This window comes from Streptomyces sp. NPDC044002 (assembly GCF_056434525.1).
On the sequence record NZ_JBWKEZ010000079.1, the window covers coordinates 19316 to 33642 of the forward strand.

The window sequence follows — 14327 nt, forward strand, 5'->3', positions numbered from 1 at the left end:
ACCCCCCCCCCCTCCTCCCCTCCCCCCCCCCCCCCCCCTCCCCCCCCCCCCCCCCCCCCCCACCCCCCCCCCCCCCCCCCCCCCCCCCCCCCCCCCCCCCCCCCCCCCCCCCCCCCCCCCCCCCCCCCCCCCGGGTCCGGCGTCCGGCGGACCGCCGCCCGGCTACGACGCCGGATCCGCCGTCTCCCACGCCGCCATCTGCTCCCGGAACCTGGGGCACCTGACGATGTCCTCCTCCCCGCACCGGAGGGCGTGCGTCATCAACTGGTGGGCGTGTTCGAGATCGACCATGCGCTGCTCGATCTCCCCGATCTTGGCGCGGATCATCGCCTGCCGCTGCGGCTGCTCCCGCTGGAACTCGGCGATCTCCACCAGCGTCAGACCGGCCTGCTGGCACTTGCGCAGGACCGTGATCCGCTCGGCGGCCTCCGGCGGATAGCGCCGCTGCCCGCTCACCCGCTCCGGCTCCGGCAGCAGGCCGTGCCGCTCCCAGTACCGGATGGCCGAAGCCGGAACCCCGGTGATCTCCGCCAGCCGGCCGATCGTCATGCGCACGTTCCGCTCCTCCTCCTCGGGCCGGCGGGCCCGGCCGCGATCCCGGCATTTGACTTGAACCTTAGTTCAAGTTGAAGAGTGGTCGGCACGAGGACGGCGGGCAACGAGCGCCCGCCGACAGCACACTTGGAGATACGGCATGAACGACACGCACGTACGCGAGGAGCGGGCGGAAGCACTGGCGCGGGCCGCGGAGCAGCTCTTCGAGGCCGGGGTGATGTCCCACTCCGGACACGCCAACCTCAGCGCCCGGCTCGACGGCGAACGCCTCCTGCTGACACCCGGCTTCGTCCGCGGCCTGCGCCCCGGACAGCTCGCCACCGTCGGCTTCGACGGAGAGGTGCTCGAAGGCGAGCTGCAGTCCGTCAGCGCCGAGATCATCGCCATGCACAGCGCGGTGTACCGGGCCCGACCCGGGGTCGGCGCCGTCATCCACACCCACTCGCCCTCCGCGACCGCCTTCGCCGTCGCCCACCGGCCCCTGCCCTGCCGCACCGAGCCGATGCTGCGCTTCGGACAGGCCGAGGACATCCCCGTCGTCCCGTGGGGACCGCGCGGATCGGACGTGTCGGTACGCGGCATCGCCGAGGTGCTGGAACGCCGCCCGACCACGGCCGCGGTCCTGCTGGCCAACCACGGCCTGCTGGTGTTCGGCCCGGACGCGGCGGCCACCGCACACCTCGTCGTCGCCATCGAGGAGAGCGCCGAGGCCGAGATCGCCGCCGCGGCGATCGGCGGGGCCGTCGACTTCCCCCCGGGCGCCCAGGAAGCCGTCCGCGCCGCGATCGCCAAGGTCGCCTCGTGACGCCGGACCCGCAGGCCGCCCGTGCCGAAGCCGTACGCGACCGCTACCGCTCCACCCTCGGCGCCGTACCCGGCGGGGTGCAGGACCGGCTGCGTCTGGCCCAGGAGTTCGGCCGGCTGCCCACCGAGGAGGCCCTCGCGGCCCTGCGGCACATCGTGCTGACGGACAGCCCGCTGGGAGCGCGGGTGCAGCAGCTCGTCCACTTCGGGCAGCTGCTGGCCCTCGGCCGGGCCCATCCCGCCCGCATCCACGCCCAGGGCGCCCTGCACGCCGGGGCCGCCATGGCCGACCTCGTCGGCGTCGCGGAGACCGCGCTCATCACCGCCGGGGTCCCCGCGTACGCACTCGGCACCGAGATCATCGCCGAACTGCTGACGCGGGAGGACGGCCCGGACGGCCCGGCGCACCTCTGAGCGGACGCGGCCGGCCCGCCCGGGTACCGGTGGCGGCAGGACCGCCGCACCCGCGATCAGCAGGTCACTTGGACTGCGTGGAGAGGCTCACGCCGCTGAAGTCCTGTGCGCCGGCGAGGCTGAAGTACACCCAGCCGGACGGCGGGTTGTCGATCGTCAGGGTCTCGCCGTTGCCGGCGTTGGCGGACTTCGCCTGGTAGCCGCTCGTGGTGGCCCAGGTGCCGCCGTTGTAGTAGAGGTCGGCGTTGCCGGTGCCGCCGCTGCTGGTGATGGTCAGCTGCTTGACGCCGGCCGGCAGGTATACGAAGTGGTAGCTGTAGTTGCCCGCGGCGGCCGCGAGGCCGTCGCGGCGGCAGTTGCCGTCGAACTGGCGGGGGTCGCCGCCGGTGCAGAGCGGGGTGGCCGGGGCCGCGTCCGGCAGCGGACCGCAGCCGTCGGTCGCGCAGGCCGTCGTCAGCCAGGTGGCGAATCCGGCGTCGTAGCCGGTGCCGATGGTCTGCTTCAGGAAGGTGCGGGCGCCGTTCCAGTCACCGGCCCGGTACTTGCCGAGGACGGTCTGCACGTCGGCGGGGTGTGCCTGGAGCATGTAGCGGACGGCGAGGAAGCCCCAGCGGTAGACCCGGTCGGAGTTGACCTGGGGGTCCTCGTCCTGGCCGTAGACGGTGTCGAACAGCTCGCTGAGCCTGTACGTCTTCTTCCCGGCCTCGGCGACGGCGTCGGCGTTCCGCTCGCCCCGGTAGCCGAACGAGATGTTCTCGGCGATGCCCTCGACCCACCAGATGGTGGGCGTGGTCATCCCGGCCTCGAAGTCCCCGGCCATGTTGTAGCGGCCGTCGAGGTAGTGGGTGTACTCGTGGTTGAGGTTCCAGATCTGGAAGGCCGGACGCAGCCACTGGGCCTCGTGGGCGATGAAGCGGGCCTGGTTGCCGGCGGCGGCCGGGTCGCCCTCCTCGTACATGCCGCCGTTGTCGACGTCGATGTCGTAGATGGCCCAGGCGTACAGCGAGTAGTTGGTGTAGTCGTCGAAGACGACGACCTCCAGGTCGGTGTTCAGGTCGCCGGGGACCGCGCCCTTGTCGCCGATGATCCGGTGGAAGTAGGCGTCCTGGTTGACCAGGCTGGTACAGGTGCCGGACAGCTGGCCGGGGGACATGTCCTGGGCGCGGATCTTCAGGCCCGGGGTACAGGTGTGCTGGGTCGGCAGGATCGCGGGGAGGACGCGCTCGCCCAGGTCGCAGATGGCGTAGGCCGCGCAGTTGCCCCTGTCGTACTGGCGGGTGTACCAGCCGAGGTTCATGGTGATCGGCGCCGTGGGGCCGACGTTGGGGTAGCGGTTGACGAGGTCCTTCAGCAGCGGCCGGAGCCGGTCCTTGAGCTCCGGCACGTCGAGGGCGTTGCCGAGGTGGCGGCCGACGTTGCTGACGACGTCCAGGCGGTTCAGCTGCGCGCCGTTGCGGGTGATGAAGCCGGCCCACGTGTCGAGGATGGCGGGGTCGGCCTTGAGGGCGGCCCGCCAGCCGCGGGCGTCGTTCTTGGCCTTGAAGCCGTTCTCGACGACCCATTCGACGTGCTGCATGGCGAGGTCCATCTGGCCGGGCCAGGTGCTGTCGTAGCCGCCGAGCATCCACTTGACGACGCCCGCGTACCGGCCGGCCGTGTGGGTGCTGTCGATCAGCGTGACGACCTCGTTCAGGATCTCGCCGTTGGCGTCGGTGACGTCCTTGCTGCGCGGGGAGGCGAAGAAGGCGTCCAGCGCGCCGCGGGCCGCGCCGTCCAGCGCCGTGCCGTACGGGCCGACGACGTCCGCGTGGTTGTCCTGCACGTAGTAGCCGGCGCGCAGGAACAGCACCAACTGGCCGATGGCGGCACGGTTGTCGCCCGAGTAGCCGGCGGACGCGTCGCGCAGCGCACCCGCGACCGTCACCATCTGGGCCTCGTTGAAGGCCTTGCGCGCGTTCTCCCCGGTGAGGCCGAACAGCGGGTAGGTGCAGGTGATCTGGGGGAGCGCCTTGAGCTGCTGGACCAGTGCGCCGCCGGTGGCGTTGATCACCCCGGAGAGGTCGCCGCACTCGCTCCCGGCGGCGGCGGAGGACTGCTGGTCGCCCTTCGCGGGCTTGGCGGCCTTGGCGGCGGGGGCGGGGGCCGGGCGGGACTCCTCGGTGCTGTCCTGCGAGGAGATCCGCAGGCGGGAGCCGTTGCCCATCGCGTCCGGCGACTTGGGGACCGGGATCGACCGGGGCGCCGGGGCAGCGGCGGGGCCCGCGTACGCGCCGGCCGGGGCCGTGGCGCCGACGGGCGCGGCATGGCTCTGCGGCGTGAGCAGACCGAGCGCGATGAAGGCGGCCGCGCCGAGCGCGGGAAGTCTGCGCGCGGGAAGTCTGCGCGCGCCTGCCTTCGATATCCGGAAGGGGTGCATCTGTGGGGGCCTCCGGGGCCGTTGGGGCCAGGTGCTGGGAACACCGGCGATTGACATGTGACATGTAAAATTGCACACGGGGCTTCACTTCGGAAGACCTCCGACGGGATTCCCCGCCTGCGGATTCGAACCGCGGGCGCCGTCCGCGCGTTGGCCGGATGTCGGCGCCCGGCTTGGGCGAGTGGATCACCGGCCGCTACCCTCCCACTAGTTGCTCAAGTCAACCAATGGGAATGGATATGGACGACATCACCGGACAGTTCCGCAGCCACGTGGAAGAGATCCTCGACGCCCTCGGCAAGGAACCCGGCCGGGAGGCCTTAGTCCACGGGGAACGGCGCCTGAGCGCGGGTGACATACGGGACCTCGTGCACCGCATGGCCCGCGCCCTGCGCTCCCGGGGAGTGCGGCGCGGCGAGACGGTCACCCTGCTCTCCGGCAACCTCCCCGAGACGATCGCGGCCCGCTACGCCGCCGGCCTCCTCGGCTGCGCCGTCAACCACCTCTACGGGGGCCTTTCGGCCGACGTGCACGCCGACATCCTCCGCGACGTCGAGACGCGGACCCTGATCGCGGACCCCGCTCACCGCGACCGCGCCGCAGAGCTGGCCCGGCGGGTGCCGCTGGAACGCGTACTCCTCCTCGGCGCGGGCCGCGACACGGACCCGGGTCCGTGTCCGGACCTCGTGGAGCTCGCCGCCGGGCAGTCCTCCGCGGCCCTGCCCGGTGCGGCGCGCCCCGACGACATCTGCACCATCCGCCACACCGGCGGCACCACCGGCCACCCCAAGGCCATCTGCACGACCTTCCGGCAGTGGGTGTCGGCCGGACCGGTCTGGTCCGAGGGGGAGCAGGTCAGGACCCTCGTGTGCACCACCCTCGCGCACGCGGCCGGCCTCATGGCCGACAGTACGCTGCACGCCGGCGGCACCGTCGTCCTGCTGGACGGCTTCGACGCCGGACCCGTGCTCGCCGCCATCGAGCGCGAGCGCATCACCCACACGTTCCTGCTGCCGCCGCTCCTCTACCAGTTGACGGACCACCCCGACGCCGACCGCACCGACACCTCCAGCCTGCGCCTGCTCACCTACGGCGGCTGCGCCTCCTCCCCGGCCCGCCTCGCGGCGGCCGTCCGGCGCTTCGGCCCCGTCCTCAACCAGTTCTACGGCCAGAACGAGGCGGGCGGGATCAGTATGCTCACCCCCGAGGACCACGACCCGGCCCGCCCCGAACTCCTGCGGACCGCCGGGAAGATCCTGGACGGCGTCGAGGTCGCCGTACGCGCCCCCGACGGCCGGCACCTGCCGGCCGGGGAGCACGGCGAGATCTGCGTACGCTCCCCGCACGTGATGAAGGGCTACTGGAAGCAGCCCGAACTCACCGCCGAAGTACTGCGGGACGGCTGGCTGCACACCGGCGACATCGGGTTCGTCGACCCGGACGGCTACATCACGATCGTCGACCGCCTGAAGGACATGATCGTGGTGGTCGGGGGCCACGTGTACACGGTGGAGCTGGAGGACGTGCTCAACTCCCATCCGCAGGTGCTGCAGAGCGCGGTGCTCGGAGTCCCCGACGCCAACCGCACGGAACGCGTCCACGCGGTCGTCGTCCGCGCACCGGGCGGCGACGTCGGCGAAGCGGAGCTGCGCGCCCTGGTGCGGGACAGGAAGGGCGCCATGTACGAGCCCGCCCGCATCGTCTTCGCCGACGCCCTGCCCCTGACCGACGTGGGCAAGCCGGACAAGAAGCTGCTCCGCAGCCGCGCCGCCGCACCGCACACCCCCTAGGACGTCAGGGGTTCGAGCACCCGGTTGTGGGCGTGCTGGTAGATCACGGAGGTGCGGAACCCGACGACCTCGCGGCGCTCGGTGAACTTGTCCATGAGGAAGCCGTGCAGGTAGTCCACGCTGGGCACGGACACGTGCACGATCATGTCGTCGCCCCCCGTCACGACGTAGACCGTGCTGACCTCGGGCAGGCCGGCCGCGTACGTCTTGAACGCCTCGATGACCGCCCGGCTGAGCGGGCGGATCTGGAAGTGGATCAGCGCCTGGACGTGGCGGTTCAGGGCGGCCGGGTCGACCGCGGCGTGGTAGCCGGTGATGACGCCGCGGGCCCGCAGCGCGCGGATCCGTTCGAGGCAGGTCGACGGGGCGATCCCGAGGGTACGGGCGAGGTCGCGGTTGGTCTGCCGCGCATCGCGCTGCAGATGCCGGACGATCGCCGAATCAAGTTCGTCCATACGGCGATTATGGCCGTCGGGCCGAATTTCGTTCGGCGAACGCCCACAAGCACAGCCGGACTGGCTAGCTTCACGGCATGACAGCCGTACTCGAAGCAGCCCTGTCCCTCAACCCCCTCCGCCCCTCCCACGAGTTGGTGCAGGTCGCGCGCGGCCGCCGCAGCGGCCTCCCGATCACCGTCGCCGTCCACTCGACCGCTCTCGGCCCGGCCGCCGGCGGGTGCCGGATCGCCCACTACCCGGACCCCGCCGCCGCGGTCGCGGACGCCCTGCGACTGGCGGAGGCGATGACCGCGAAGAACGCCCTGGCCGGCCTGGAACACGGCGGTGGGAAGACCGTCGTCGCCCTGCCCACCGCCGCCCGGCCGGCCGGCGCGGAGCGCACGGCGCTGCTCCACGACATCGGCGACGTGATCGAATCGCTCGGCGGCCGCTACCTCACGGGCCCGGACGTGGGGAGCGGCCCGGCCGACATGTCCGTGATCGGCGAACGCACCACGCGCGTGTGCTGCCGGCCCGTCGAGGACGGCGGCAGCGGCGACTCCTCCCTCCACACCGCGCGCGGCACCCTCGCCGCACTGGGCGCGGTGGCCGAGGAGGCCTTTGGCTCGCCGGAACTCGCCGGGCGGACCGTCGCGGTGATCGGCCTCGGTGCGGTCGGCGCCCATGTGGCCCGGCTCCTGCACCGGGCCGGGGCGCGGCTCGTGGTCACCGACATCGATCCGGCCGCCCGGGGGCTGGCCGGGGAACTGGGCGCCGCCTGGGCCGACCCGGACGACGCCCTCGCGACGGAGGCCGACATCCTCGTGCCGGCCGCGCTCGGCGGTCTGCTGACGGCCCGCACGGTGCCGCTGCTGCGGTGCGCCGCGGTCGCCGGCCCGGCCAACAACCAACTCGACGAGCCGGCCACCGCCGCGCTCCTCGCCGCACGCGGCATCCTGTGGGCGCCGGACGCGGTCGTCAGCGCGGGCGGAGTCATCCACGCGACCGGCGTCGAGCTGCGCCGGGAGTCCGAGGAACGGCTGACCGAGCGCCTCCACGGCATCGGCGCCACCCTCCGGCAGGTCTTCCGCACCGCCCGCACCCACCGGTGCACTCCCGCGGACGCCGCCGCCGAACTCGCCGCACGACGCGTCCGTGGCCGTCACGAGTGACGCGGGACACGTCCCGGCCGGCGGCGGGGAAGCGGTTGGTAGCTTGATCACCATGAACCAGGGCCGGGTACTGGAGGCGTTCCGCCTCGAAGCCGAGGAGCTCTCGACGGCGGTCGCAGGACTGTCGGAGGCGGAGTGGGACCTTCCGACGCGATGCGCGCCGTGGTCCGTACGGGAGCTGCTGGGCCACGTACGCGTGGTGATCGCCTGGCTGCCGGCCATGCTGGACGCTCCGGCGCCCGGCAGGGCCGAGGTGTCCGCGGTGGAGTACTACCGGCCCGACGACCGCTTCGCACCGCAGACCAACACGGCCCGCATCGCCCTGGCCCGGGACCACGCGTCCGGGCAGGCCGACGGCGCCGCGCTCGCCGAGGACTTCACCGAGACCTGGCGGCGGGTGGAACGGCTGTGCCGCGCCGAGCCCGCCGACCGCGTCGTGCGCACCCGGCACGGCGACCCGATGCTCCTCTCGCAGTTCCTGGTCACCCGGGTGGTCGAGGTCGCCGTCCACGGCCTGGACCTGGCCGAAGGGCTGGGCCGCGAGCCGTGGCTGACCCCGCAGGCCGCCGACCTGGTGCTGGAGCTGCTGCTCGGCCCCGACCCCTCGGCCGCGACCCGCGCCCTCGGCTGGGACCGGCTCACCCTGCTGCGCAAGGCCACCGGGCGCGAGCCGCTCGACCCGGCGGAGACCGCGCGGGTCGAGCGTCTTGGCATCCGGTGGCTCACCCTCGGCTGACGCGTGGCCGGCGGACCCTCAGCCGCAGAGCGCCGCGGCCTGGACCGCCGGCAGCCCCGCCCCCAGGGGGAAGGGGACCCGCTCCTTGCTCACGTCGGCACCGAGGTCGTAGACGTTGACGGCGAAGACCAGCTGCCGCTCGGTGTCGACGGTGGTGAGCGCCATGCTCAGGAAGCCCGGTCCGGCGCCGTCCGTCGACCAGACCTGGACCCGCCGGGCGTCGGGTCCCGGCCCGCACGCCACGTCCCTGCGCTGCACGCCGAGTCCGTACGCCGGCGCACCCTTGAACTCCACCGTGGTCAGGAGCTCGCGCTGCTGTGCGGGACGCAGCAGCTTGCCGGTGAACAGCGCCCGGTGGAAACGGGCCAGGTCGCCGACGGTGGAGATCATGGCGCCGGCGGTCCAGTCGTAGGAGGGGCTGAACCGGGTGACGTCGCGTCCCGCGAGGTCGTAACCGTGCAGATGGGGCCCGTGGACGGCCGGATCGGTCAGCGGGAAGGACGTGTCCTTCAGCCCGAGCGGGGCCAGGACGCGCCGATGGATCTCGGAGGGCGCGCTGCGGTGGGTGACCGCCTCGATCACCAGGCCGGCGAGCAGGTAGTTGGTGTTGGAGTACGCCCACCTCCCGGCGTCGGGCCTGAAGTCCGGCTCGTGCCGCACCGCCCGCGAGATCACCTCGCGGGGGGTGTGGACGTAGCCCCAGTCGTGACGTTCCAGGTAGGGGGCGAAGAACGCCGGTTCCCTGGTGGGGTCGTAGAGGCCCGACGTGTGGTTGAGCAGCTGCCGGACGGAGATCGCCCGGCCGTCGTTGCCGTTCCCCCGGACCATGCCCGGCAGCCACTTGTCCACGCTGTCGTCGAGGGAGAGCCGCCCCTCGCCCTCCAGTTGCAGCAGGACCGTCGACACGAACGCCTTGGTGTTGCTGGCGATCCGGAACCGCTGGTCCGGGCGCGCCCGTTCGCCGCTCGCCGTGTCCGCGACCCCGGCCGCCGTCCACGACTCCCGCTCGCCCTGCCTGGCGTACGCGACAACCCCGGGGAACCCGTCCGCCACCGTCTGCGCGAGCGCCTCCCTCAGGCCCGCCGGCTCCGCACCCCCCGCAGTCCCCGCCCGCCCGGCGGCGGCCGCCGGGAAGACGCCCGTCGCCGCCACCGCGCACACAGCCGCCACCAGCGCCGCGGCCCGTACCCGTGCCTTCACCTGTCGCTCCTGCTCAACTCGCCGATCCCGTACCGGCCCAGCCTCCCGGACCGCCGTGCCGGCGGCCCATCCGGCTGCCCCCCGTTCCGCTCCGGGGGCTGTCCCCCCTACCGCAGCCGCTCGGCGAACGCCCGCGCAGCGGCCAGGTCCCCGGCGTCGGGCCGCTGCCTGTTGATGCCTCCGACGAGCCCGAAGGGGCCCCAGGTGTCCAACGCCCGGCAGGTGAAGCTCCCTTCGACCCGGAAACCCTTGCCGGCGAGGCGCCGGACCAGCGGGCGGGTGTAGAGCGCCGGACGCGGCTCGGGCAGCCCGCTCGTGGCGAACACGAAGGCCCGCCCGCGCGCGCCCGGGAGCGCCCGCACCAGCTCGGTCAGGGCGGGGTGGAGCCTGCCGAGGTAGACGCCCGAGCCGAACCCCACCAGGTCGGCGGCGGCCAGCTCGGCGAGGTCCGCCTCACCGGGGGAGACGACCGCCGCGCCCAGGACCCGGGCCATGGTGTCGGCGACCCGGCGCGTGTTCCCGTGTGACATGGAGGTGCAGACGATGACGGACTTCATCGGGGCGGTCCCTTCTCTCGGCTGTCTCGGTTCGTTCGATCCGCAGAGGGGACAGCGCAGCGGGCCCGGATGTGACACCCGGGCCCGGAAAAGGTATCGGCGGAGCCGTGGACCGCGGCCGAGCCCCGGTGCCACCCTTCGGGTATGACGACGAGACGACGGAGTCAGGCCGAACGGGACGCGATGACGGTGGAGATCGGATACGCGCTGCTCAGCGCCTGCCTCCTCGGCGGGGCCGTCTTCGCGGTGCTCGCGTGGCCGGCCGCCGTCTGGGACCTTCCGCCCGCGGCCGAGGGGTTCCTCCTGAAGGCCGGCGCCGCGATCGCCGGAATGCTCGCGGTGCTCCGCGTCATCCACGTCCTCTGGTGGTACGACCGGCACCGCCGGCTCCCGACGGCCCGGCCCGGCGACCCGGACGCGGGGCCGGACACCGGAGGGCGGGATCAGGCACGGAAGCGCAGCGGGTGATCGGCCGGGACCTCCACGACGGCGATCCGCACGCCGTCGGGGTCGGCCACCCACATCTCGACCAGCCCCCAGGGCTCGCGCAACGGAGGCCGCAGCACATCGGCGCCCCGGCCGCGCAGCTCCTCGTACGCGGCCCGTACATCGGCGACCTGGAGCCACAGGCACAGCCCGGGCGCGGGCGGTGCCTCGGCACGCCCCGCCAGTTCCAGGAAACCGCCGCCGAGGAAGTACACCGTGCCGCGCTCCGGGCCCGTGCCGAACTCGCGGTACACGGCCAGCCCCAGTGTGTCCCCGTAGAAGGCGCGCGAACGCTCCGGGTCCGTGGGGCGCAGCAGAAGCCTGCTGCCCAGTACGTGAACCATGCTCCCCGCTCTCCCTCGGGTGGCGCCGCGCGCCCCGACGGCTGAGACCATACGCTCCCGGCGGCCGGCGCTCAGGCCGGGCGCGGGATGTACGCCAGGCCGTGGGCGCCGGGTTCGCCGAGCTTGGCGATGTCCAGGCGGCCCACGTGCTCCAGCGTCTCCAGGTCGACGATATCGACGGTGGAGGAGATGACGCAGGACACGTAGGCGAGCCGGCCGTCGGGGGAGGAGCTGATGGTCAGCGGGAACAGCCCGACCTCGACCTCGCCCACCCGCTTGCGGGTCCCGGCGTCGAAGACCGTGAGGCGGCCCGGCGCGTGGCGGCCGAGCTGCGACGCCGGGTCGGCGGCCATGCGCAGCTCGCCCGCGAGCAGCCTGCCCGTGGACGTGAGGTGCACCGGGAGGACGACGTTCTCGGTGGGCAGGGTGTCGACGACGGACGCCGTCCGGGCGTCGATGACCCGCAGACCGTTGGCCGGCCGCTCCCCGCCGCCGCCGGCGAAGTTCCCGTACGGCGCGGCGACGTAGACGTACGCGCCGTCGGCGGAGACGGCGAGCCCCTCGCTGCCCGGCACCTCGACCTTCGCCGTGAGGGCGCCCCGCTCCAGGTCGACGACCGACACGAACGGCGCCTCCTTGTTGGTGGCGTACCCCGTCCGCCCGGCCGGGTCGATGGCGAACCAGTGCGGGCCGGGCGCGTCCGTGTCGATCCTGCCCAGCGGTTGGCGGCTGGCCGTGTCGACCGCCACGACACCGCCGGGGCGGTCGTCGCCGCTCTCCACGCTGACGTACAGCCGCCCGCGCTCCGCGTCCAGCGCCAGCCCGTGCGGCCCGTGTTCGGGGGCGAGGTCGACGAGTTCGACGACGCGGCGGGTGTCGGGGTCGATGACGGCCAGCTCGGTGCGCCGCCCGCCGTTCGCGTGGTAGTAGCCCGAGTGGTACGTCAGCGTGCACCACAGCAGGCGCTGCGTGGCGTCGAAGCACAACTCGTGCGGCTCGGCGGGGACGTGCACGTCGCCGAGGTGCCGGTCCGACGCGGCGTCGAAGAACGACACCGTCGGTCCGCTCTGGCTGACGACGGCCAGCACATCGCCTTCTCGACCGGTACGGGGGGACTGCAGCACAGCGGCTCCTTGAACGGGGTGAAGCGGTGACGCCACGCGTTTTCGCGGGCACCCCCACCCTCCGCGCCGAAGGGTCCGACAGCAATGCAAAGATTGACACCCAATCATTGCCCCAGACGCAAAGACCCAGTTCGGAAGGGGGACGACGATGGATCTCAACCTGCTGCGCGTCCTGGACGCCCTGCTCCAGGAGAACAGCGTGACCCGGGCCGCGGAGCGCCTCGGCACCTCGCCCGCCGCCGTCAGCCGCACGCTGGCCAGGCTCCGCCGCACCGTCGGCGACCCGCTCCTCGTCCGGGCCGGCCAGGGGCTGGTCCCCACCCCGCGCGCCGTGGAACTCCGGGAGGAGGTCGGCGCGTTGCTGCGCGGCTGCGACAACGTGCTGCGGCCCGGCGCCGGCTTCGACGCCGTACACCTCCAGCGCACCTTCACCGTTCAGGCCACCGACCTGCTGCTGGTGGGCCTGGCCGGGAGCCTGACCGAGCGGATCCACGCGGAGGCCCCGCAGGTGGACGTGGTCTTCCTGCCGGAGGCGGTGGAGGGCGGGCCCGGACTGCGGCAGGGCCTGGTGGACGTCGAACTCGGCGTCCTGGGACACCTGGACCCGGAGATCCGCACCCGGCAGCTCACCCGGATCCCGCTGGTCGGCATCGCCCGCACCGGCCACCCCCTCTTCGGCGCGCGGATCGACGCCCGCCGCTTCGCCGCGGCCGACCACATCGGCATCTCCCGCCTCGGCAAGCGCCTCGGGCCCATCGACACCGCGCTCGCGGAGCTCGGCCTGCGGCGCCGGACCGCGGTCGTGGTGCCCAGCCACACCAGCGCGATGATGCTCGCCCGGGACACCGACCTCGTCGCACTCAGCCTCGCGGACTGGATCCCCGACACCATCGCGGCCATGGGACTGCGGACGTTCCCCGTCCCCCTCGACCTGGAACCCCTGGACCTCGGCATGGCCTGGCACCCCCGCAACTCTGCCGACCCGGGGCACCGCTGGTTCCGCGAACACCTGGCGGCCGCCGTCCTGGCCCCGCCGCGCCGGTGAACCCAGGAGCGCCCCGACGGCCGGTCCGGAACGGTCACGGCATGACCGGCCGACGGAAAGGGGGCGCCCACGGGGCGCCCCCTCTCATCGGACCTGCCTGCCGGGGCCTCCTACTGCGCGGCCCCGAACGTCCACACGGCACGGTCGCCCGGGCCGACCACGAGGGTCGAACGGCCGATCCGCTCCTCGTGGCGGGTGAACACCGGGCGGTTGAGGGACATCTCGACCTGGCGCAGACCGGCCTGCTCGCGCGCCACAGGGTCCAGGCGGACGGTCGTACCGCCGCCCAGTGCCAGGACGCTGCCGCCGGGGAGCTCCCGTACGGTGAAGCCGCCCGCCCGCAGGAGCGGCACGGTGTTGGCCAGGTCGCCCGCGGTGACTCCGAGCCGGATCGAGGTCACGTCCTTCATGAGGCGCTCGCGGTAGCCGTCGGACAGGTACCGCTCGCGGCCGACGTCACCGGGGAAGGAGGCCGGCTCGGTCTTGCTGCGCGGGTCGGCGAAGTACTCCGGCAGGTACTCCATGCCCCAGGCGCCGAAGGCGTCGTACGTGCCGCTCGTGAAGACGGCGTCGAACCACGGCACCGGCACCCCGTCGCCGAAATCGCGGGTCTGGCGGAAGGTCACCGGGTTCGGCACGCCCTGGTCGCGCAGGCGCTCCGTGACCGTGGCCAGGTCCCCGGCCCGTTCGGCGGACAGCCCCAGCCCGCCGGCGCCGAGCGTCCCGTCCTGGCCGGGGACGTCACCGACGCCGAACAGTTCGAGGTAGGTCTCGCGGCCCATCAGATAACGGCCGGTCCAGGTCTGGCCGCCCGAGCCGGTCGTGGTGCGGACCTGGAAGTCGGCGAAGTCCCGCAGGTAGGCGGAGTGCTCGATGGCATCGGCGGTTTCCCGGTCGAGCACCCCGTAGGCGTGGTTGTAGAACAGCAGCTGGCGTCCCGTAGGCGGCGCTTCCTCCTGAGCCGACGCGATTCCCGTGGCACCCCCGACCCATCCGGTCAGTGCCACGACGAGGACCATTAATACGTTCAGTACACGACGATGCGACATGCGCGTGATCGTAGGCGGCGGTGGCGCATTTCCGCCGTGTATTAAGCGACGGGGGCGGGAAGTGACGCGGGACACCCACCGCAGCGGGTCTGACCGGTTACGCGGGGTGAGATCGGGGGGTCTGGGCGGTGAGGCGGCCCACAGGACCCAGGTCACATCCGGCCGGGGTTAGTAGCCGGGCCGGCCGGTCCCCGCAGG

Annotated in this window: 15 protein-coding genes; 7 read left to right on the forward strand and 8 right to left on the reverse strand. The window is 73.3% G+C overall.

All coding sequences use genetic code 11. The annotated features are described in order from the left end of the window. Positions 1-162 precede the first annotated feature (162 nt). On the reverse strand, positions 163-549 hold the full coding sequence (locus AC07A6_RS36165; RefSeq protein WP_478779960.1) for a MerR family transcriptional regulator: 387 nt from the start codon (positions 547-549) through the stop codon (positions 163-165). Between the two features lie 145 nt (positions 550-694). On the opposite strand from AC07A6_RS36165, the gene AC07A6_RS36170 reads away from it, so the two are divergent. Both AC07A6_RS36170 and AC07A6_RS36175 read left to right on the forward strand, forming a co-directional pair. After that, entirely contained in the window at positions 695-1360 is a 666-nt protein-coding gene (locus tag AC07A6_RS36170) for a class II aldolase/adducin family protein (RefSeq protein ID WP_478779947.1), read from the forward strand. Then, a complete protein-coding gene (locus tag AC07A6_RS36175; protein WP_478779948.1) occupies positions 1357-1773 on the forward strand; it encodes a carboxymuconolactone decarboxylase family protein in 417 nt (138 codons plus the stop codon). The genes AC07A6_RS36170 and AC07A6_RS36175 overlap by 4 nt, the downstream gene beginning before the upstream one ends. Positions 1774-1837: 64 nt before the next feature. Here AC07A6_RS36175 and AC07A6_RS36180 read toward each other — a convergent pair whose 3' ends face one another. Continuing rightward, the gene (locus AC07A6_RS36180) at positions 1838-4189 is read right to left on the reverse strand and encodes a M9 family metallopeptidase (RefSeq protein WP_478779949.1); all 2352 of its coding nucleotides are present in this window, start codon (positions 4187-4189) and stop codon (positions 1838-1840) included. Positions 4190-4422: 233 nt separating this feature from the next. On the opposite strand from AC07A6_RS36180, the gene AC07A6_RS36185 reads away from it, so the two are divergent. Continuing rightward, complete coding sequence (locus AC07A6_RS36185; RefSeq protein ID WP_478779950.1) at positions 4423-5979, forward strand: AMP-binding protein; 1557 nt, start codon at positions 4423-4425, stop codon at positions 5977-5979. On the opposite strand, the gene AC07A6_RS36190 is transcribed toward AC07A6_RS36185, so the two are convergent. Beyond that, positions 5976-6434 carry an Lrp/AsnC family transcriptional regulator gene (locus AC07A6_RS36190; protein WP_478779951.1) on the reverse strand — a complete coding sequence of 153 codons (459 nt, stop codon included), beginning with the start codon at positions 6432-6434 and terminating at the stop codon, positions 5976-5978. The two genes, AC07A6_RS36185 and AC07A6_RS36190, sit on opposite strands and share 4 nt — an antisense overlap. A gap of 77 nt (positions 6435-6511) precedes the next feature. Here AC07A6_RS36190 and AC07A6_RS36195 point away from each other — a divergent pair, with 77 nt between their 5' ends. Further along, positions 6512-7588 (forward strand): Glu/Leu/Phe/Val dehydrogenase family protein, encoded by a 1077-nt coding sequence (locus AC07A6_RS36195; RefSeq protein WP_478779952.1) that lies wholly within the window; start codon positions 6512-6514, stop codon positions 7586-7588. 52 nt (positions 7589-7640) lie between these two features. After that, the gene (locus AC07A6_RS36200) at positions 7641-8324 is read left to right on the forward strand and encodes a maleylpyruvate isomerase N-terminal domain-containing protein (RefSeq protein WP_478779953.1); all 684 of its coding nucleotides are present in this window, start codon (positions 7641-7643) and stop codon (positions 8322-8324) included. A gap of 18 nt (positions 8325-8342) precedes the next feature. Here AC07A6_RS36200 and AC07A6_RS36205 read toward each other — a convergent pair whose 3' ends face one another. Together AC07A6_RS36205 and AC07A6_RS36210 are read right to left on the reverse strand one after the other, a co-directional pair. Next, positions 8343-9524, reverse strand: coding sequence for a serine hydrolase domain-containing protein (locus tag AC07A6_RS36205; RefSeq protein ID WP_478779954.1), 1182 nt, complete (start codon positions 9522-9524; stop codon positions 8343-8345). Positions 9525-9631: 107 nt separating this feature from the next. Next, a complete protein-coding gene (locus tag AC07A6_RS36210; RefSeq protein WP_478779955.1) occupies positions 9632-10081 on the reverse strand; it encodes a flavodoxin family protein in 450 nt (149 codons plus the stop codon). Positions 10082-10225: 144 nt separating this feature from the next. Between AC07A6_RS36210 and AC07A6_RS36215 the strand changes: the two genes are divergently transcribed. Further along, a complete protein-coding gene (locus tag AC07A6_RS36215; protein ID WP_478779956.1) occupies positions 10226-10549 on the forward strand; it encodes a DUF6332 family protein in 324 nt (107 codons plus the stop codon). Here the strand turns inward: AC07A6_RS36215 and AC07A6_RS36220 are convergent. Both AC07A6_RS36220 and AC07A6_RS36225 read right to left on the reverse strand, forming a co-directional pair. Further along, positions 10525-10911 (reverse strand): VOC family protein, encoded by a 387-nt coding sequence (locus AC07A6_RS36220; protein ID WP_362474421.1) that lies wholly within the window; start codon positions 10909-10911, stop codon positions 10525-10527. The two genes, AC07A6_RS36215 and AC07A6_RS36220, sit on opposite strands and share 25 nt — an antisense overlap. A 71-nt stretch (positions 10912-10982) precedes the next feature. Then, positions 10983-12035, reverse strand: a complete 1053-nt coding sequence (locus AC07A6_RS36225) for a beta-propeller fold lactonase family protein (RefSeq protein ID WP_362474418.1) — start codon at positions 12033-12035, stop codon at positions 10983-10985. A 148-nt stretch (positions 12036-12183) separates the two neighbouring features. Here AC07A6_RS36225 and AC07A6_RS36230 point away from each other — a divergent pair, with 148 nt between their 5' ends. Beyond that, a complete protein-coding gene (locus AC07A6_RS36230; protein ID WP_478779957.1) occupies positions 12184-13080 on the forward strand; it encodes a LysR family transcriptional regulator in 897 nt (298 codons plus the stop codon). 110 nt (positions 13081-13190) lie between these two features. On the opposite strand, the gene AC07A6_RS36235 is transcribed toward AC07A6_RS36230, so the two are convergent. Further along, the gene (locus AC07A6_RS36235) at positions 13191-14129 is read right to left on the reverse strand and encodes a DUF5829 family protein (RefSeq protein ID WP_478779958.1); all 939 of its coding nucleotides are present in this window, start codon (positions 14127-14129) and stop codon (positions 13191-13193) included. Positions 14130-14327: the final 198 nt, after the last annotated feature.

Coding starts and splice junctions, on each gene's coding strand:
- AC07A6_RS36235 (WP_478779958.1), bottom strand. CDS start 14,129: ATGTCGCATCGTCGTGTACTGAACGTATTAATGGTCCTCGTCGTGGCA.
- AC07A6_RS36170 (WP_478779947.1), top strand. CDS start 695: ATGAACGACACGCACGTACGCGAGGAGCGGGCGGAAGCACTGGCGCGG.
- AC07A6_RS36165 (WP_478779960.1), bottom strand. CDS start 549: ATGACGATCGGCCGGCTGGCGGAGATCACCGGGGTTCCGGCTTCGGCC.
- AC07A6_RS36220 (WP_362474421.1), bottom strand. CDS start 10,911: ATGGTTCACGTACTGGGCAGCAGGCTTCTGCTGCGCCCCACGGACCCG.
- AC07A6_RS36215 (WP_478779956.1), top strand. CDS start 10,226: ATGACGACGAGACGACGGAGTCAGGCCGAACGGGACGCGATGACGGTG.
- AC07A6_RS36195 (WP_478779952.1), top strand. CDS start 6,512: ATGACAGCCGTACTCGAAGCAGCCCTGTCCCTCAACCCCCTCCGCCCC.
- AC07A6_RS36230 (WP_478779957.1), top strand. CDS start 12,184: ATGGATCTCAACCTGCTGCGCGTCCTGGACGCCCTGCTCCAGGAGAAC.
- AC07A6_RS36180 (WP_478779949.1), bottom strand. CDS start 4,189: ATGCACCCCTTCCGGATATCGAAGGCAGGCGCGCGCAGACTTCCCGCG.
- AC07A6_RS36210 (WP_478779955.1), bottom strand. CDS start 10,081: ATGAAGTCCGTCATCGTCTGCACCTCCATGTCACACGGGAACACGCGC.
- AC07A6_RS36200 (WP_478779953.1), top strand. CDS start 7,641: ATGAACCAGGGCCGGGTACTGGAGGCGTTCCGCCTCGAAGCCGAGGAG.
- AC07A6_RS36190 (WP_478779951.1), bottom strand. CDS start 6,434: ATGGACGAACTTGATTCGGCGATCGTCCGGCATCTGCAGCGCGATGCG.
- AC07A6_RS36185 (WP_478779950.1), top strand. CDS start 4,423: ATGGATATGGACGACATCACCGGACAGTTCCGCAGCCACGTGGAAGAG.